General features: G+C 42.2%; 12 protein-coding genes. All 12 read right to left on the minus strand.

Annotation, left to right across the window (positions count from 1 at the left end; translation table 11 throughout):
* Positions 1–97 precede the first annotated feature (97 nt).
* The 12 genes from QZR76_RS10655 to QZR76_RS10710 all read right to left on the minus strand — a co-directional run bounded on the left by QZR76_RS10655 (position 98) and on the right by QZR76_RS10710 (position 17,141).
* The gene (locus tag QZR76_RS10655) at positions 98–649 is read right to left on the minus strand and encodes an RNA polymerase sigma-70 factor (RefSeq protein WP_294142798.1); all 552 of its coding nucleotides are present in this window, start codon (positions 647–649) and stop codon (positions 98–100) included.
* Positions 650–1,042: 393 nt separating this feature from the next.
* Complete coding sequence (locus QZR76_RS10660; RefSeq protein WP_294142799.1) at positions 1,043–2,380, minus strand: IPT/TIG domain-containing protein; 1,338 nt, start codon at positions 2,378–2,380, stop codon at positions 1,043–1,045.
* Positions 2,381–2,402: 22 nt separating this feature from the next.
* A complete protein-coding gene (locus QZR76_RS10665) occupies positions 2,403–5,219 on the minus strand; it encodes an insulinase family protein (RefSeq protein ID WP_294142800.1) in 2,817 nt (938 codons plus the stop codon).
* Positions 5,216–6,523 carry a thioredoxin family protein gene (locus tag QZR76_RS10670; protein WP_294142801.1) on the minus strand — a complete coding sequence of 436 codons (1,308 nt, stop codon included), beginning with the start codon at positions 6,521–6,523 and terminating at the stop codon, positions 5,216–5,218. The genes QZR76_RS10665 and QZR76_RS10670 overlap by 4 nt, the downstream gene beginning before the upstream one ends.
* 20 nt (positions 6,524–6,543) lie before the next feature.
* Positions 6,544–6,969, minus strand: a complete 426-nt coding sequence (locus QZR76_RS10675; RefSeq protein WP_294142802.1) for a hypothetical protein — start codon at positions 6,967–6,969, stop codon at positions 6,544–6,546.
* A gap of 61 nt (positions 6,970–7,030) precedes the next feature.
* The gene (locus QZR76_RS10680) at positions 7,031–7,648 is read right to left on the minus strand and encodes a fasciclin domain-containing protein (protein ID WP_294142803.1); all 618 of its coding nucleotides are present in this window, start codon (positions 7,646–7,648) and stop codon (positions 7,031–7,033) included.
* Positions 7,649–7,677: 29 nt separating this feature from the next.
* Positions 7,678–9,207 (minus strand): RagB/SusD family nutrient uptake outer membrane protein, encoded by a 1,530-nt coding sequence (locus QZR76_RS10685; RefSeq protein WP_294142804.1) that lies wholly within the window; start codon positions 9,205–9,207, stop codon positions 7,678–7,680.
* Between the two features lie 4 nt (positions 9,208–9,211).
* On the minus strand, positions 9,212–12,745 hold the full coding sequence (locus QZR76_RS10690) for a SusC/RagA family TonB-linked outer membrane protein (protein WP_294142805.1): 3,534 nt from the start codon (positions 12,743–12,745) through the stop codon (positions 9,212–9,214).
* 78 nt (positions 12,746–12,823) lie between these two features.
* Positions 12,824–13,996: a FecR domain-containing protein gene (locus tag QZR76_RS10695; RefSeq protein WP_294142806.1), complete on the minus strand. Its 1,173-nt coding sequence runs from the start codon at positions 13,994–13,996 to the stop codon at positions 12,824–12,826.
* Positions 13,997–14,091: 95 nt separating this feature from the next.
* Complete coding sequence (locus QZR76_RS10700) at positions 14,092–14,625, minus strand: sigma-70 family RNA polymerase sigma factor (RefSeq protein WP_294142807.1); 534 nt, start codon at positions 14,623–14,625, stop codon at positions 14,092–14,094.
* Positions 14,626–14,841: 216 nt separating this feature from the next.
* Entirely contained in the window at positions 14,842–15,720 is an 879-nt protein-coding gene (locus QZR76_RS10705) for a hypothetical protein (RefSeq protein WP_294142808.1), read from the minus strand.
* 11 nt (positions 15,721–15,731) lie between these two features.
* On the minus strand, positions 15,732–17,141 hold the full coding sequence (locus QZR76_RS10710; RefSeq protein ID WP_294142809.1) for a RagB/SusD family nutrient uptake outer membrane protein: 1,410 nt from the start codon (positions 17,139–17,141) through the stop codon (positions 15,732–15,734).
* Between the last annotated feature and the right edge of the window lie 7 nt (positions 17,142–17,148).

The following is a 17,148-nucleotide window of genomic DNA, read 5'->3' on the forward strand; positions in this document are numbered from 1 at the left end:
ATGATTACCTAAACCTAAAAACAAACAATCGACTGTAGTGTGCTGCCGGAGAAAATAGTATAATTTCTCCGGCTCTTTTTAATCATTCGGGAAGAAATCAGAATCTCCCTATCCCTATTCTTTTATGCATGCAGAAGAATAAAATCACCTCGTCATGCATCTCTTCTCTCAAAAACTTCAGTGCCCGGGACAAATGGGTTTTTACCGTATTCAAACTGATTCCGAACTCTTCGGCCACATCTTTATATCCCATCCCTTCTATAAAACATTTTTTCAACACCTCTTGCTGTTTCTGAGGTAATTGAAGCAATTTTTCATGCAGACGAAACAATCTCTTTTCGTGTTGCTCCAATTCATCATTAGCATTTTCTATTAAAGCCGTTACTTCCCGTTCATTGGAGGCTACAACACGCAAGTGCTTTAAATAGTTCAAGGCATAGTTCCGGGATAACGTAAACAAATAAGATTTCATTGAATAAGAAGGGTCTAATCGCTTCCTATTATTCCAAAGTACTAAAAAGACATCGTGAACAATATCCTTAGCTACTTCTTCATCCTTTACATAGCTATTAACAAAACCCATCAAATCCACAAAATGAAGATGAAACAATTTTTCGAACATCTTACTATCAAAAACAGACTTTACCATGCTTTTGCTTATTTTAGTCACCACCCATACACTTGTCAAAAATAACTTTTTTTATCATGAATACAAATATTTTTTTACTACTACCTCCCTATTTTTAAGTTAAAAAATACCCGTATTGCAAAATAATCCAATATACAAATACTATAACAATCTGTGAATTACAATACATAGTACACAAAACTATTGTTTACAAAATAATGATTTATTTATAAAAATAAGATCAATTCCAATATCTAATTTCACAGGAAAGGCAAGACCATCAAAAGAACATAAATACCTCTAATTATCCATAAACATATAACTAAAAATCCGGAATTACTTCCGGATTTTTTGTTTATTAACGATTCATCTTTTCGAATTTAAACCAGCATACCGCCTCCTTCCTTTCAATACTTATTCGTACGAAATGTCATAAATATCCTTTACAGCATCAGTACCCGATTTTGTAATCTTACTAACATAACCGTTGATCGTTTTATATGAAAAACGATAAGTCGCTTCCACGTATTCACCTTTAACAATAATCTCCGAAGGTAGTACTGCTGAGGCCTTTCCGCATAAATTCAATAAACGGGCATGGAGTTCATTCGTACTATTATTCAATAGATAAAGAATAACAGCCATTGCATCCACCCCCACCCCGGCTTTGTCGTTTGGCTGATCTGCATAACTAAACCTGTACGTCGTTTCGGAACCCCACTCATCCTGTTGCATAGATTCCAGCTTCTCATCCAAATAATGATATGTGACGGTAGAAGTGGAACCGTTACTGACGGAGGTTAAATGATTATCCGAATCATAGTTCCAATCATAAGGTTCTCCGTATACTTCATGATTTATAATTAAATCATCCGCTACAGTAAAAGTATAACTATCAGACCACTCCCAATATCCGCCCTCATCTCCGGTTTCCGGATCAGGGTCATAAATGTTAAAAAAGTAGTTATTAACCGTGATTAGCCCCTCCTCATATTCGAATGCATACTTGGAACGGCTATATTCCGTACCCAAGATAAGCGATTCCAACCTGCCTTCGCGATACATAAATAGGGTTGTATCGACACTTCGCATTCCGTCGCTCTCTTCCCGGACATGAATAATTTTCGCGAATCGAGCCGAAGTCGTTTTAGCATGAATACGAATAGTACCCAACTCCCATTGTTCACCTTGACGAAGAAGTAAGGTATACTCCCCTGTTTTTAACATGACCGGCAAACGAACGGTAAGCGTATGATCCGTTCTACCGGTAATTTCCATAATCTCCTCCGCAGTCGATCCCACGATAGAAATCCGGCAATCACTACTGAATCCGGTTCCCTCTATCGTGATTAAATCACCCGCCGTTGCTTCTTCGGGAACAACCGTTTCCGTAACCGGAGAAGGTAAGCCTGTAACAACATGAACCCGCCCAAGTTCCCATATACTCTCCTGTTGCAGGAACACGAAATAGACTCCTGTTGCCAAATCGTCGGGAATATCAATCGTTACGCCCGTATTATCAACACTCTTTTTCTCCATTTTCAAAGGGTTGACACTTTGCAGAAAGATCTGGCTTTGTTCTGTAAACCCCTTCCCTTCTATAACCAGAACTTCACCCGGTTTAATCGTCGAAGGGATTTTAACGTCGGTCACGGGTATCTTCACGGGACCACTCTCGTGGTCATCCTTCGAGCAAGCTGTAAAAGTACAGATGCCAAGAATCATCAGGATTATCAAATAAATATTTTTCATATCGTTCCTTTTTAAATAAATATTAGAAATGTTCCCATTCAGGTTTTTGCTCCACCGGAGTTGATTTGATGATAAATTCCTGTTTTCGGGCTTTTTTAAAAAATTTCAGCACGGTTTTACGAACAAATCCAGGGGTAATCGTATCGATAATATTCTCGAAATTATCCGGCGAAGTGATATCCACTCCATACACCACGTAATAGTTCAATACATTCATCCAATATTGCGGATCCATGCAACTATCGGCTTCTTCCTTATTTTGTTTCAGCATAACCACGATTTGTTCGATCTCTGCCGGAGAAAATAAGCGCTCTTTCATCAACTCGATCTGTCGGTAAACGATTTGTTTCAAATCATCCGTCCGTTCTCGTTTCGTCAGGAATTTGACATCGAGACTCTCTCTTCGGAAAGGAAAAGCAGAATAACCGGCCGTCACATCCACATCGTACGCCCCTCCTTCCTGCTCGCGTATGAGTTCGAAGAAATGATTTTTCAACATCATTCCATAGATCATAAAAGCCAATTGTTCTTTATTGGACATTTTTTTATCATTGAGAAAACTGATCTCGACAATACCGCGATCGTCAGGCATCTCCGCGTTATACTCCTTTATCAAGGAATCGTGTTTGACGGAATAATCCCGAAGAACAAATTTCTCCTTTTTCCCTTTACGTGACGGTAGATTACCTATATAAATACAAGCTAATCGCTTGGCCTCCTCCCGGTCAATATCCCCGACAATACAGAAGGTAAATTGACGGGCGTTGGCAAAACGATCGTGATAGAGTTTCTCAAGTTTATCGAAGTCCATTTCATCTATGTACGAGAGATCGAAATCCCGATTCCGTGCATCTTTCAATACCAATAAATTCTGAATGGAATCCCGTACCCTATCAAGAGCCGTTTTCACGGTATTCCGGTACAGGTAGCGCTGGCGCTCGATGTATTTATCAAACTGCTCCCTGTCGAACCTCGGCTTTTCAAACATCAGGTAAAGATATTGGAAAAACATCTCGGCATGCTCGACAGGCGCTTGCCCTCCCATTCCCTGGTTGTATTCATCCAGCATAAACGTCATATTCATCCGTTTCCCGCTCATGAGATCCATCAAGGTATTCCGATCGTGTTTGTATAAACCGGACTTCAATGTCAAAGCCTGCATGGCCGTCAAAGAAGGCAAATCCCCGGTAGCGACGACGGAAGCTCCGCCGTGACTGCTGCATGCCATAGAAAAGGTCCCATTACCTTCCGGTACGTTTTTATAAACGACCTTGGCACCGTTGGATAGCGTCCAAATTTCAGCGTTAAAACGTTTTAAAGGCCGTGTCTTAACCACCGTAGCAGGGGTGAGTTTCAGATCGAAAAATACCGGGACGTCCTTTTTGACTTCTTGTTGTTGCCTATTTTCCCGACGGATTTCATTCATCATCCGGACGACCTCCTCCCGGGTAAGATAAGCATAACCAGGATCATTCCCGGAAATTAAGATCGTGATATTCCGATTATCATCGGCCCAGGAACGCAACCACTCCTGCATATCTTCGGGAGTAAATTCAAAAATAGTCTCCCTTGACTTTTCAATCTCTTCTTCCATATCGGGACAAGGAGTTCCGAGCAGAAAATTGGATTTAAAAAGATCGATATAGTAATTATTCCGGTTTTGATCCAAATTCCGCTCCAACTCCTGAAGTTCCGATAATTGCTCTTCCAGTACGCGTTCGATCTCTTCCTTGGTAAATCCGAAACGTCGAATCTCCTCCCACATCCCCCAAACTTGCCGAAACGCATCGGCATCTTTACCGTTAAAAGGCATGATATCCATCGACATTGTATTATACCCTTTCACGAAACGTCCAAAATCCACATTAGCAGCCAAGAATTGCTCCCCGTTTGCGTTTTTCAATCGGGTAATCCGACGGGCCCATAACGTGTTAAAAAGACGGGCGGATTCCCGGTATTTACGCCGCACCTCATCGTTCGGGTAATCGGGACGTTTTACCCGTTGCGCAATACTGATCGTACGCACCGTATTTTCCGACTCCAAAACCAATTTATAAAGAGGTTCTACATTATCATCGATCGTAATATCGTAACGTTCCGGTGCATTTTCAACTACCGGAATCGTACCAAACAATTGTTCAACCTTCTTCTCGTATTCGACGGGATCGATATCCCCGACGACAATCACGCACTGTAAATCGGGACGATACCATTTATGATAAAATGCTCTCAACACGTCGGGATGAAACGTTTTCAACAATTCGACATTCCCGATCACGTTACGTCGGGCAAACTTACTATGGTTATAAAGTTCCGGAGCAACAGCATTTTGAATTTTACTATCGGGAGTATTCCGAACACGCCACTCTTCGACAATAACTCCTCGTTCGGCGTCAATATCCTCATCCTTAAGTAAAAGCTCATCGCACCAATCTTTGACAATGAGGAAACAGGTATCCACGATTCCCTGCCGCTCCAGGGGAACGGCATCTATGCTGTATACCGTTTCGTTAACCCCGGTATGAGCGTTAAAGGTATAAATCCCTTTTCCGCGTAACCACGACATAACACCCCGGGGAAAATGCCGGGTACCGTTAAAAGCCATGTGTTCCAAAAAATGGGCTAAACCGTTTTCGTTATCCTCCTCCAGAATAGCTCCTACGTTCTGAACCAAATATATGCTTACTTTTCCCGGTTCCAAAGAGGAATGTTTTACATAATAAGTCATTCCGTTGGCAAGTTTTCCCTGACGTAATCCCGGCATAGTGGCCTGTGCCGAAACACCGAGAAAAGCAAATAGCAAACTAATCAGTATCGTATATCTTTCTTTCATCATCATTGTAGTAATTCTAAAGCTGCCAATTTACTTTTGATCGCCATCTGTATCTCCATGGCCGTCATCTTACCTTCTATCTGCAAAGACTCCATGTAAGCCTGATTATAGGCCTCAGCCGCTTTTTTATAATCCTTCATAGCTTTGTGACTGTCCCCCAACATGGCCAGGTAGTTAATCCGGTCAATAAGAGGAATATTCGGAAATTGAAGAGCCTTAACAATCCATTCTGCCGCCGCCTTATGTTGATCGGAAGTCAATTTACCGCTCATCGCGTAATACATATTCTGAGCCGCTTGCCCGTAAGTGGTAGCATCGACCTTATCACCCAGATTCTTTAAATAATGATTCATGTGCTCGATGTATTTACCGGCATCTTTTTTATGATACAATATATACAATCCATCACAATACCCTTTCTGGCGATTGTATATACTGTTGATATCTTCCGGTGCCGTACTGTAAGCCGTGCGCATATCTCCTGAAATCCGGTCAAGGTATTCCCGATATCCGGAATCCCCGGCTTTGGCCAACTCTTCACAAATCTGATTATTATACTCGATAACCCAAGCAGCCGGGGCATTCCCCATTTTTTGAATATACTCTTCCATATGCGAATTGATGTATTCCAACAACGGATCATCTTTTTTGATCTGGTGGAATACCAAACTGATCTGGTAATCTTCCGGGTTGATCAGGGCGGTATCCGATTTCAACTGTTCGGCAATATAATCTTTATACAGTTTATTTACGCGGGATATCCATTTCTGGGCTTCAATTCCTTCCAATCCCCCTACATATGCCCGGGCCTCTTTCAGAGTCTGACGTACCACCCGAGGATCGTTATTAGAAGATTTGCATTGAGCATAAAGCTCTTCAAAACTCATCGCATCGCCAGCCGCAACCTGTCCCATCTTTAAGAATTCTTCCTTAGAACGAGCACCCGTAACCAAAGATACGATTTTACCATCCGGTCGAATAACCGCCAATGTAGGCATAGAAGTCACCTTGTACTGTTTAACCCATTTCTGATTTTCTTTCTTCTCCACGTTGATTTGCAGGCTGATGAATTTACTATTGTAATATGCGCCGACCAAACTATCCGTAAATACCTCTTTTTCCATCATTTTACAAGGACCACACCAATCGGCATAAAAATCGATAAAAATCAACTTCTGCTCAGCCGCAGCTTTGGTTTTAGCCGCCTCCAATCCCTCCTGAAAAAAAGTAATACCCTGTCCGGAACCGGGAAGACTCCAACCTACCGACCAGATATATAATAATAGTGTTTTTAATAATAATGTTTTCATATGAATCATAATTACGTAATTTATTTAACAATAAAAGTAAAAATATCCCTCATCTCCGAAGAATGATCTTCGTTATAAGCCTCTAAACTAATCAAATAACGTCCTTTAGGTGCATTGAACTTCAAAGGCACCTGCATAACGCCAATTCCCCTGACGGTAAGCTCTTTACGAAAAACGGCCGCATCTCCTCCCTCGAAAGCTTTTATATCCAACAAACGATAATTAATGGGAGACGTTCCCAATACCCCCTGCAATTTATTGGTTACCCAAGGAGCATTGTTTTGAATCCGGATTTGATCAACCGGATCGTCTTCATCTAATTCCTTACGAATCACCAAAGAATCCGGTGTAAAAGAAGCTCCGTCGGTTTTCAGATAACCCACCGTTTTGGTATGACAGGCACTTAGCCCCATGATTACCAATAATAGAATGAAAATATGTTTCATAAAAAATGCTGAATTTTTAATTATAGATTAAATGTCCTTGCATCAGTTCGAAAATTTCTCTTTATAAAGTTCCGAACTGATAGAAATAGCTCAACGAATGGACGATTCCATTATTCGATTCTATATCCCCGGAAGCGACGTCAATACGCAATCGGTCTCCTGTAAGCGAAAGAATATAAATATCTACCGAACCGGTTCCGGGAATACCTTCGTAATCCCCGCGGAAAGTGTAGACCCAAAATGTATTACCGATAGCTCCCGTCAGATCAATTCCACCCGTTCCTTTCTGTGAACCGTTTCCATGGGTTCCCCGGGGAATATCATTGCGTTTGTATTTACCCTTTACGACATGACGCAGCATCAACTGCTCACACAGTTTAACCGGAATATCCCGCACACTCTCGTACCCCTGTTCGATCATCCAACGACGGATCGTGTTATTGGTCGGACCGAAAAACGTAATATGCTCAAATCCGACTCGTTTTCCCTCAAAAAGATCGATCAAATCAGCCCGCTCGATCATCAGACGGGTAGAATCCCAATCATAGGGCTGAAGCCTGAAGTATTCATACATACTACAATCATGACGTCCGTTGGCCAATCCGGTATCGATCAGGTTGTATTTTGTCTCGCAAGATACAAGTACGACTAAAATGATAATGCTTGTAATATATTTCATCACAAATATGTTTTTATGGATTAATTGTTTTATTGGTATCTGGACCAATATATATTCTGACGTATTTTTTCATTTAAAGTAAAAGCCCCGCTCGATATCGGCAAATAAAGAATACCCTCGCGAATAGCATTATAATTGATTAAATTAGCTTGTCCGGCAGGTAACTCTTTCATGATGTATTCTTCCCCGTTTCGAATGATATCATAATAGTGACGTCCTTCAAATATCAACTCTTTTTCCCGTTCTTTGAAAACAGCATATTGAATATCCCTGTCCTCTGACGACGGATAAGGAACGGCATGTGCCCGATTACGTACTTCGTTCAAATCACTTTTAGCCCCCGGTTCGTTTCCGATCTTGGCATAACATTCGGCCCTTAACAGGTAGATATCTGCCAAACGCCACACCATAGCATTGGCTCGCAACGTCTGCCACTCTTTTTCTCCGTTATCGGCCGACCGATAAAAGCCTTCCCGCCATTTATAAGGATATGCATAGGTAGTCTGTTCCACGTTATCTTCCGGTTTAGGCGTGTAAAAAAAGGCTTTTTTCCGGAGATCATTGTCATCATACATCTTGTCCACGGTCTCGTTCAAAATACGTAAAGGCATCGTGGCGATGGCTCCGGAAGAAGCCTTTATATTGACCGGCCAACTGATATAATGTTGACCGAACTCGTTGGATTGAATATAGCCGGAAGAGACCTCGTCCAACTCGATTTCAAATATACTCTCCGGATTAAACTCACGAACCTTACTCATGACCTGACAAAGCTCTTCCGGAGATTGCATCGCGTAAACACCGGCCTCTCCGCCGATAATTTTCCCGGCCCACGCGATAGCCTCTTCGTAGCAAGCCTTGGAATCCCCTTGAAATTTATACAAACCGATTAAACTTCCTTTCCAGGCATAGGCATGAACCAGCAAGGCCGCGGCCGAACCCTTGCAACCATATTGTTTCGTCGTAATAGGACTACCGTTCCGGTCTTTCATGTCTTCGAATTTAGGTAATAACCGGTAAGCTTCAAGTGCGTTGGAAATAACCGTATCGATCACCTCAAGGGCCGGACTGCAACCGTAGGCGGTCATTGTCTTGCTATCCTTGGTAATCACCGCATCTCCCCACCGAAGTGTAATAAAAAAATAGGCAACTCCTTTCCCGAAACAAGCCTGTCCCCGGTGAAAATCAACCCGGTCGGGAGCCACGTTTACGGCTCGATGCAGGTTGTCCAGCATCACGTTAGCCACATAAATGATATCGTACATGTTTCGCCAGTCACAGGACGGATCGTCGAAACGGAATGAACTCGGGTTAAATTTCCGGATATCATCCAAATAAGGGTCTACTTCATCGGCAAAAGCCCCGGCATATTCATGCAGAAGATGATCGTTATCCAATAAATACATCCGGATAAAAGAGTGCATTTGAGCCGTTACGGACTCCAGTTCAAGCTCCGATTTAAAATAGTTGGTATAGGTAACGGAATTTTCCGGCTCTACATCCAGCAAATTGCAGGAGTTGAATAACAAAATAGTAAATATATATATCAATTTTTTCATAAGATCAGAAATTTATGGTTAAGCCTAAAGTAAGTTTCCGGGACAAGGGATAATTATTCAAATTATCATAAGCCATCATCTGATCGACCGCCTCGGGATCTATACCCGAATAATTCGAGAGAATAAACAGGTTTTCCGCCGTAAAAAAGACGCGTACGCCTTCCATATTGATTTTTTTCAACAGATTTTTAGGCACATTGTATCCCAACGTCAACTGTTTCAAGCGAACCCAACTGACCTTTTCGATCATCTTGTCCGTGGCTCCGCTAAATTGTCCGCTGTAAAGATCGGATGCAGCCTCGAGGGTAGGCATTCCCATATCTCCCGGCTTCTGCCAGAAATGCAATTTGCGGTAATCATTGTAGATAGTTCCCCAACGACCGTTGAAAGCAAGTGAACCGTGTTTCAAGGAGTTGATGATTTTTCTCCCGAGTGTATAGGTAAACAACACGTTCAAATCAAATCCCTTCCATTTTATTTCGTTGGCCAATCCCCCGTAAGCGACGGGTAGAGCCGATCCTGCGTAATAAGTATCATCACCGGTGATTTCTCCGTCCCCGTTCAAATCTGCCAGCAATACCATACCGGGGCGGAAAGGAGATTCTTCACCACCGCTGTTCAAAGGTATGTTGACCCCGTTTTGGTTCCAATATTTAGGAATATCGGCTTCTGTCTGCGCCAAATCGTAAGCTTTGTACACGTAAAAGCCGGAAATGGGACGTCCTAAAACATAATGGGTTCCTTTGGAATGAATATCCATATTGGTATACGTTTTTTCCAACCGGTTCCAATTGCGCGAAATATTAAAACGAGCACGCCAACTAACCGCAGACTCCCTGAGAATATCGAAGTAGGCTTCCAGTTCAAGTCCTTCATTGGAAATGGCCATAGCATTTTTCCAGGCGGTCTCATGAAAATAAACGTTTCCCGGGAGGAGCGCATCAAACAACAAAGATTTGGAGTATTTGTAATAATAGTCGAATTTAAACTTCAACCGGTAATCCAATACATCAAAATCAAACCCGATATTATACTGGTCCGTCTCCTCCCAAGTCAACCGATCGTTTAACAAAGAGGTCGGGACCATACCCGGGCGTCCCAAAAAAGAGCTTCCGATCCCCAAAGTTCCATGTGCCAGATAAGAATCGGCAAAGGCCTGTCCGGAAGTTCCCCAGGAGAAACGCAACTTACCGTAACTAAGCCACCAGAGATCCTTGAAAGCATTCTCTTCCGAGAAAGCCCATCCGACAGCAACGGAAGGGAAAGTAGCCCAACGAACTTTCTCACCGAAAGTAGACGAACCGTCCCGTCTCAGCGTCGCTTCAAACAAGTATTTCTGGCGATAGTTATAAGCGATACGCCCAAAAATTCCAAGCATTATCTGTTCCTCGAAATTGGAAACATAATCTTTCAAGGGTACGGGAACTCCGTTGATATATTTGATATCATCAAAACCGACAGGAACGTAATGAATCTTATCGCTGGGAGCTCCTTTACCATGTCCCGACATATAATCCACACTTTTCCGCATATAAGAGAATCCCGCCAACAAATCGAAATGGTGATTGTTATTCAACGTAAAATTATAGGTCAACAAATCCTCGTTTTGCAAAAGCATGTCTCCGGACATTTCCCCGGCAGAAATACTCAAACCGTCTTCAGAATCCAGGATACTGGGAGTGAAGGCATTCTTCTTGTTATAACTGTAATCGCCGGATAGGCTTGCTTTCGCGACTAAGCCTTTGACAATCTCATAAGATAATCCAAGACTGGCCCGAACAGTAAAAGAGATATTTTTCTCCAAGGACTCGTTTAACTCTTCCAATAGTTTTTGCTGGATCTCGCCGTCTCCGGGTAAAAGGGTTGAAGTTCCGCTGGGATTAATCGTAAGACCTTCTATTTTTCGGGCACTACCGAAACTCGTGTTTGCCCTTCCCTTGCTTCGATCCGCATAACTAAGCGACAGCCGGGCATCTATATTCAGATTCTTCCGGGGCGTGATATTCAGGTTAGAGATCAGATTGGCTCTTTTAAAATTACTTCCGATCATAATACCTTTCTCGTCATACCAACCCGCTCCGACCATATATCGAATCCGTTCGGTTCCTCCCGATGTCTGAATATTGGCATTCAATATTTTTCCTGCCCGGAAAGTATATTTCCACCAATTCGTACAATTATTGAAAAAAGGATTCAAACTGTCTTGCAACGGACGGACAACGGGAAATGTATTTCCCTCCGTGTCAGTAACACGCCCGTTGTTCCAAAAATAGTCGTAAGCACCATCTCCCTGTCCGTACACGTCATAATAAGAAGTAGGAAATTTCGTGGCCCAAGTCATCGTCACCGGATCGAAAGCCCTGAATCCATACCGATATTTTCGGGCTGTCAACAAATGCCATTTCCGTTCCCCGTTACCACCGATTTGCACCGGGGTTTCCGGTAAAATCGAATAGGAATACGAAAGATTTACTGAAAATTTTCCTTCCCCTGCTTTTCCCTGTTTCGTCGTAATCAATATAACCCCATTGCTGGCTCGTGAACCGTAAATAGCAGCAGAAGCCGCATCCTTCAATACTTCCACCGAAGCAATCGTACTCGGATCAATTTCAGCTAATGTATTGGTTCCGGTAACCGGTGAAGTAAAAGAGTTGACAGGTACGCCGTCGATCACGTAAAGAGGAGATCCGTCATTAATCTTATCGATTAACAAGGAGTTATATCCCCGGATATTAACACGGGTTCCCCCTCCTCCGGGAGCACCCGTGACGTTGGTAATCTCGACTCCGGCCATGTGTCCCTGCAATAAATTTTCAAAGCTGGAAGAAGGAATTTCTTCCAGGTCTTTCGCTTTGACTGAAGAAACAGCACCAACCATCTCCCGTTTTTTTCGTTCTCCATAGGCAATAACCGTCACCTCATCCAAATCCGAAACATCCTCTTCCAACACGACCGTAACCGGCTTATCCGCCTTACACTTTACCTTCTTTGTTTTATACCCCACGAAAGAAAAAATCAAATGAACAGAATCTTGGGTCAACTGCATCGAGAACATACCGTTAATATCCGTCGAGACCCCGATTGTCGTACTGTCAACTCTCACCGTAACACCGGGCATAGTCTCCCCCTTCTTATCTTTTACCGTACCCGTGTACTTACATTTCTTTACTTTTTTATCCTCCGGACGGATCACAATCACTTTATCCTCGATCGAATACCGGAAACCGGTATTCCGAAGGGACAGATTCAACACGTCTTCCACGGAAGCTTCTTTTACATGCAAAGATTTTACCCGGATATTTCGGACATCATCCAGGTTATAAATAAAAGAAAACTCACTATTTTTACGGATAGCAGAAAGGATATCCACGAGAGAAATGTCTTTAAAATCAAAGGTTAATCTCGTTTCTTGCGAATAGCTCATAGCCGATATCTGAGTTGAAATCAGAAAGAAAAGGCATAAGAATTTCATGATTAGTAACAATTTTCGAGGTTTTGCTTTAAAAGCAAAACCTTTCGATTTACACTTTTTTTTCATAACTTTGTTTTTGTATTATACATGGAATCTATATTAGATGTATCAGGTAGGTAATGTGAGGGCATTACCTGCCTTTTTTTACTCGTATACGCGTATGATTTTATCTTTTACATCGAACTTGACTTTATCCGTCTGTTCTATTCTTTTTAATATGGTCTCTATATTTTCGTAGCGTTTTATCTCCACGTTAAAACGTAACAATTTCAAGGCAGGATTAACATAAAAAATATTCACATTATACCAGCGGGCCATCGCATCCAATATGGACTCCAGATCCGTATCTTCAAAATAAAACATCCCTTCTTTCCACAAAATATAATTCCGGGCCTCTACCTGTTTGATGACAAATGTACCCGCTTCCGGTTGCCAGACACCCTGTTGATCAGGCTTTAACTCCACTTCGTCCCGTTCATGAGTTAAGCGGACTTTTCCTTCCAATAAGGTCGTCACCACCTCTTCGCCGTAAGCGGATATATTAAACGAAGTACCCAACACACGGATATCGACTCCATTCACCGTAACAATAAAGGGTTTTGCCGTATCCTTAGTCACCTCGAAATAAACTTCACCCGTCATCTTCACCCGACGCTCTTCCCCGGTAAAGGAAACCGGATAATGTAACGAGGAACCGGCATTTAACCACACCACAGTCCCGTCCGCCAATTCGACGTGAAATTCTCCTCCATTGGGAACGATCAACGTATTATACCTCTCTTGGGATTCGTTCTCAGGCAAACTCTCTTTAGCCACATATTTGATAACGCTATCGGAAGCCAGAATTCCGGCCTTTTCAAGTTCCAGAATCTGCAACGGAGTACCTCGGTCCAATTGCAAACGACGTCCGTCTTCCAAAATCAACTGGGCCTTTGCCTTCCCCGGTACGATAGCAGTAGTCTGTAACGGAGGATTCCGGTCAAAACCGACATCCATAAAATAATAAAGACCTGTCGCCAAAAGCAGAATAAATACGGCCGCGTATCTACTCCATCCGATCCAACGCTTCCGACGGGACTCCGTACGACGCTTAAAACGCCGCCACTCCCGTTCTACCAATCTTCTTCCCTCTTCTTGTTCCTGCCCTATTATTTTACCGGAAGCAATGGATTTTTGAAGTTCATCGAATTCATTTTGATGAACGGAAGAAGTCGTCAACCAACGAATCAACCCCTCCCGCTCCCCTTCATCCAAAATTCCGGCCAACTCCCGGGCCATCTTACGGGCTATTTCCAAACGCTCTTTTAACGTATCCATAAAAATTATTGTTATTCTACCCGAGAGACCCCTTCATAGCAAAAGTGGGTAGGTCGATAACAATAATTTTTTGAGAAAATAAAATAAACCTCCATTTATTCCATCAACAGCAGCATCAACAACACCATATAATCTTTTGATAACAAACCTCTCAAGGTCACATAAGCCGATTTTTTCAAACATTTCACCGTATTCACGGAAATATGCAACTCTTCGGCTACCTCCGCATTATTCTTTCCCTCCAAGTTTAACAAAATAATTCGACGGGTTTGGGGAGCCAGTTTATTTATGGCCGCGTACAAAATGCGTATAGTCTCCTGACGGGTAATTTCCTTCAGTATACCGTAATCCTCTTCCTCGTCCCATTGTGTACGATAATTCTCCGCAACCTGTAAATGCCTGCAATGATTCCAATACAGATGGCGAGCTATGGTATATAAAAAAGCCTTGGCATAATCTATCGACTCTATCTCATCCCTTCGTTCGTATACCCTTACAAATGCTTCTTGGGTTAAGTCGGCAGCCAATTCTCCATCTTCTGTATACCGTCGCATAAAAGTGTACACGGAAGGATAAAACTCCCGAAAAAAATGTTCAAATTCTCTATGTGATCTTATCCCCACCCCCATAAGTTGCAAAAATAATACTATTTTAAGAATACACAACACATCTATCCATTATTGCCAATTTTAGATCACATGCCCGCAATAATTGATTTTTTATCCTTTGGTTTCCGATGCCGATACTCCCAACTTTCTACCCCATGCATAGATTTCCAACAATATAAAACGTGGATTCTCCGCGATGGGAAAATCCACGTCATTCAATAACCAGCTTTTGGTTATCTATCTATTTCCGAATAAGGTAATATCTATGTGATACTTCTCTTTAAAGGTGTTTGCCAAAATCGTATACTTGTCTTTCAATTTACCGTACTTATCCAGTATGGGCTTTAATTCGTCATAAGGAGTCGTGGTTATCACTCCCATGAAGTCTTTGAAATCCAGATCCCGGTCAGGAGCCAATACAGCCCAGCTGGCATAATCATCCTTTTTCCAGAAACCGTACTTTTTCACATCGACCTCCTCTACCCCCTCGTTTTCCGGCAAACGGTCCAAATACTCCTGATAATACTGTTTGCTGACTTCATAAAAACTCTCCGGGACATGAATAAATCCCCCTTTAACCAGATAACTCAGCCAAAATTCAGCATTCACTTTCTCCCTTATATCCCGGATCTCATCCCGGGACAAAGACTCCACCCCCGGAGCAATATTACCGATAGCGATATAACTTAAACCCGTTAACACGGCCTGCGGAGTAGGAATACCCCACTCCATTTTTTCAATGGATTTAGCCATAAGAATCTTCAAAGGAAAATAATTCTTTTGAAAATCCTGATCGTAAACATTAAAAAACACTTTTTCCATCAAAGCAAGACCGTTTTTCAACACAGCTTTATCCTCTTGCAACACCATTGTAACATTCTTAACCACACTGCTCATATTCCACCGGTAATCCAACTCGCTAAATTCATACATGATAACAGAACCGTTAGCCTGATAGAATCGATAAATATATTGATCTACCTCATCGTCCCCCTCTTTTACATCAATTAAAACATCTCCCTTTGTCGTCTGGATATCATCTTCTTTATAACATCCGGACATTAAACCGACCAAAACAAGGGATAACATCCATAATTTATAATTTTTCATCGTCATAATTTCCCATTTTAATTAACCTGTACTCCTTTTCTTTCCGGACGTTTGATATTTTCCAACCCGTAATCAAATTCACTAACTTCTACCGGGAGTGGAAGCGTATACGCCTCATCGTCTTTTTCCAAAACAAACTTCTCTTTCTGTCCCGTCATAATATCCAACGTATAAGTATGTTCGATACGGGGACGATCCCAACGCCGCAAATCGAACCAACGATGTTGCTCGTAACAAAGCTCGAATCGCCTCTCCGCCCGAACCAGATCGACAATGGTCTCCTTTGTCGCCGTAAGCGGAACTTCCTTTTTAAATCTGTATTGACGTAAATGCTTCAGGTCGTCGAGGGCAAGCTGTGTATTTCCGAGTTCCGCATTAGCTTCCGCCCGGTTCAGGTATGCTTCCGCCGTTCTGAAGGCAAAGCCGTACATACCGCTATTAGCCTTACTCTTATTTACAGAAACCTCATTCCACTCCTCTTTGAAATAGCAGGTTTTACGCAGGTCATCGTCATCAAAAGAGTTATAAAAAACGTTGGATACCGGAAAACATCCTCGATTGGCTTGCGACAAATAGCTGATATCATAATTACCGTACGTCCATATGATCTCCGGATTACTGGGTGATATCACCACATCCTCTTCTCCCATAACAGATATATCGTATAGATTGGCGTTCACACCTAAAACTTTATCGGCATATTCAATGGTATTCTTGTAATCCTTCATGTAAAGATAGACACGGGAAGCCAGTAAATAAGCTGCAGCCCGAGACACCCTAAAGACTTTCTTCGTATAATTTGTTTCTTCTAATAAACGAATAGACTCCTTCAAATCATCCTCTATCTGTTTATAAGAACGGGCAACCGATTCGCGCACAAAAAATCGTTCCTGGACATTATTATCAAAATTCAACGGTATTCCCAAAGCCCGATCTGCGGTGGCCTTCTCATAGGGTTCCCCGTACAGATTCACCAACATAAAATAAGCATAAGCCCGTAAAAAGTAAGCCTCTCCCTTTAAATCTTTTTTATCGGCTTCACTTCCGTCGGCTTTATCGATTAAATTGATAATATTATTGGCTATCAATATCTTATTATAATAAACTTCCCAGGCATTATCGGCATTCAACACCCCCGTAAACCGATATTCCGGATTAGGTTGCCAACAATAATAGCCGTAACCATCCGAACGGATATCCATAGCCATCATGGGATAGGACTCTGCTTTCTCTTCCACGTCGTCCGTCATGATATCGAGGTATTCGTGCATCTTAATATTATCCCGGATATAGCCTTCGCCAAACAGAAATTCACTATAATCCTTTACCGTCTTAGGTATAATCAAATCCTGAGATTTCTCTTCGAGAAAATCTCCGCAGGAGGTAAAAATAAACCCGCACAATATATATAGTAACCATCTATTCATAGCCTTC

The organism is uncultured Sanguibacteroides sp., from assembly GCF_900543425.1.
Lineage (GTDB): Bacteria > Bacteroidota > Bacteroidia > Bacteroidales > Marinifilaceae > Gabonibacter.

Excerpts from the sequence above, each read along its gene's own strand:
- QZR76_RS10670 (WP_294142801.1), bottom strand. The coding sequence starts at position 6,523 with ATGAAAACATTATTATTAAAAACACTATTATTATATATCTGGTCGGTA.
- QZR76_RS10685 (WP_294142804.1), bottom strand. The coding sequence starts at position 9,207 with ATGAAAAAATTGATATATATATTTACTATTTTGTTATTCAACTCCTGC.
- QZR76_RS10695 (WP_294142806.1), bottom strand. The coding sequence starts at position 13,996 with ATGGATACGTTAAAAGAGCGTTTGGAAATAGCCCGTAAGATGGCCCGG.
- QZR76_RS10705 (WP_294142808.1), bottom strand. The coding sequence starts at position 15,720 with ATGACGATGAAAAATTATAAATTATGGATGTTATCCCTTGTTTTGGTC.
- QZR76_RS10710 (WP_294142809.1), bottom strand. The coding sequence starts at position 17,141 with ATGAATAGATGGTTACTATATATATTGTGCGGGTTTATTTTTACCTCC.
- QZR76_RS10660 (WP_294142799.1), bottom strand. The coding sequence starts at position 2,380 with ATGAAAAATATTTATTTGATAATCCTGATGATTCTTGGCATCTGTACT.
- QZR76_RS10680 (WP_294142803.1), bottom strand. The coding sequence starts at position 7,648 with ATGAAATATATTACAAGCATTATCATTTTAGTCGTACTTGTATCTTGC.
- QZR76_RS10690 (WP_294142805.1), bottom strand. The coding sequence starts at position 12,745 with ATGAAAAAAAAGTGTAAATCGAAAGGTTTTGCTTTTAAAGCAAAACCT.
- QZR76_RS10655 (WP_294142798.1), bottom strand. The coding sequence starts at position 649 with ATGGTAAAGTCTGTTTTTGATAGTAAGATGTTCGAAAAATTGTTTCAT.
- QZR76_RS10700 (WP_294142807.1), bottom strand. The coding sequence starts at position 14,625 with ATGGGGGTGGGGATAAGATCACATAGAGAATTTGAACATTTTTTTCGG.
- QZR76_RS10675 (WP_294142802.1), bottom strand. The coding sequence starts at position 6,969 with ATGAAACATATTTTCATTCTATTATTGGTAATCATGGGGCTAAGTGCC.
- QZR76_RS10665 (WP_294142800.1), bottom strand. The coding sequence starts at position 5,219 with ATGATGATGAAAGAAAGATATACGATACTGATTAGTTTGCTATTTGCT.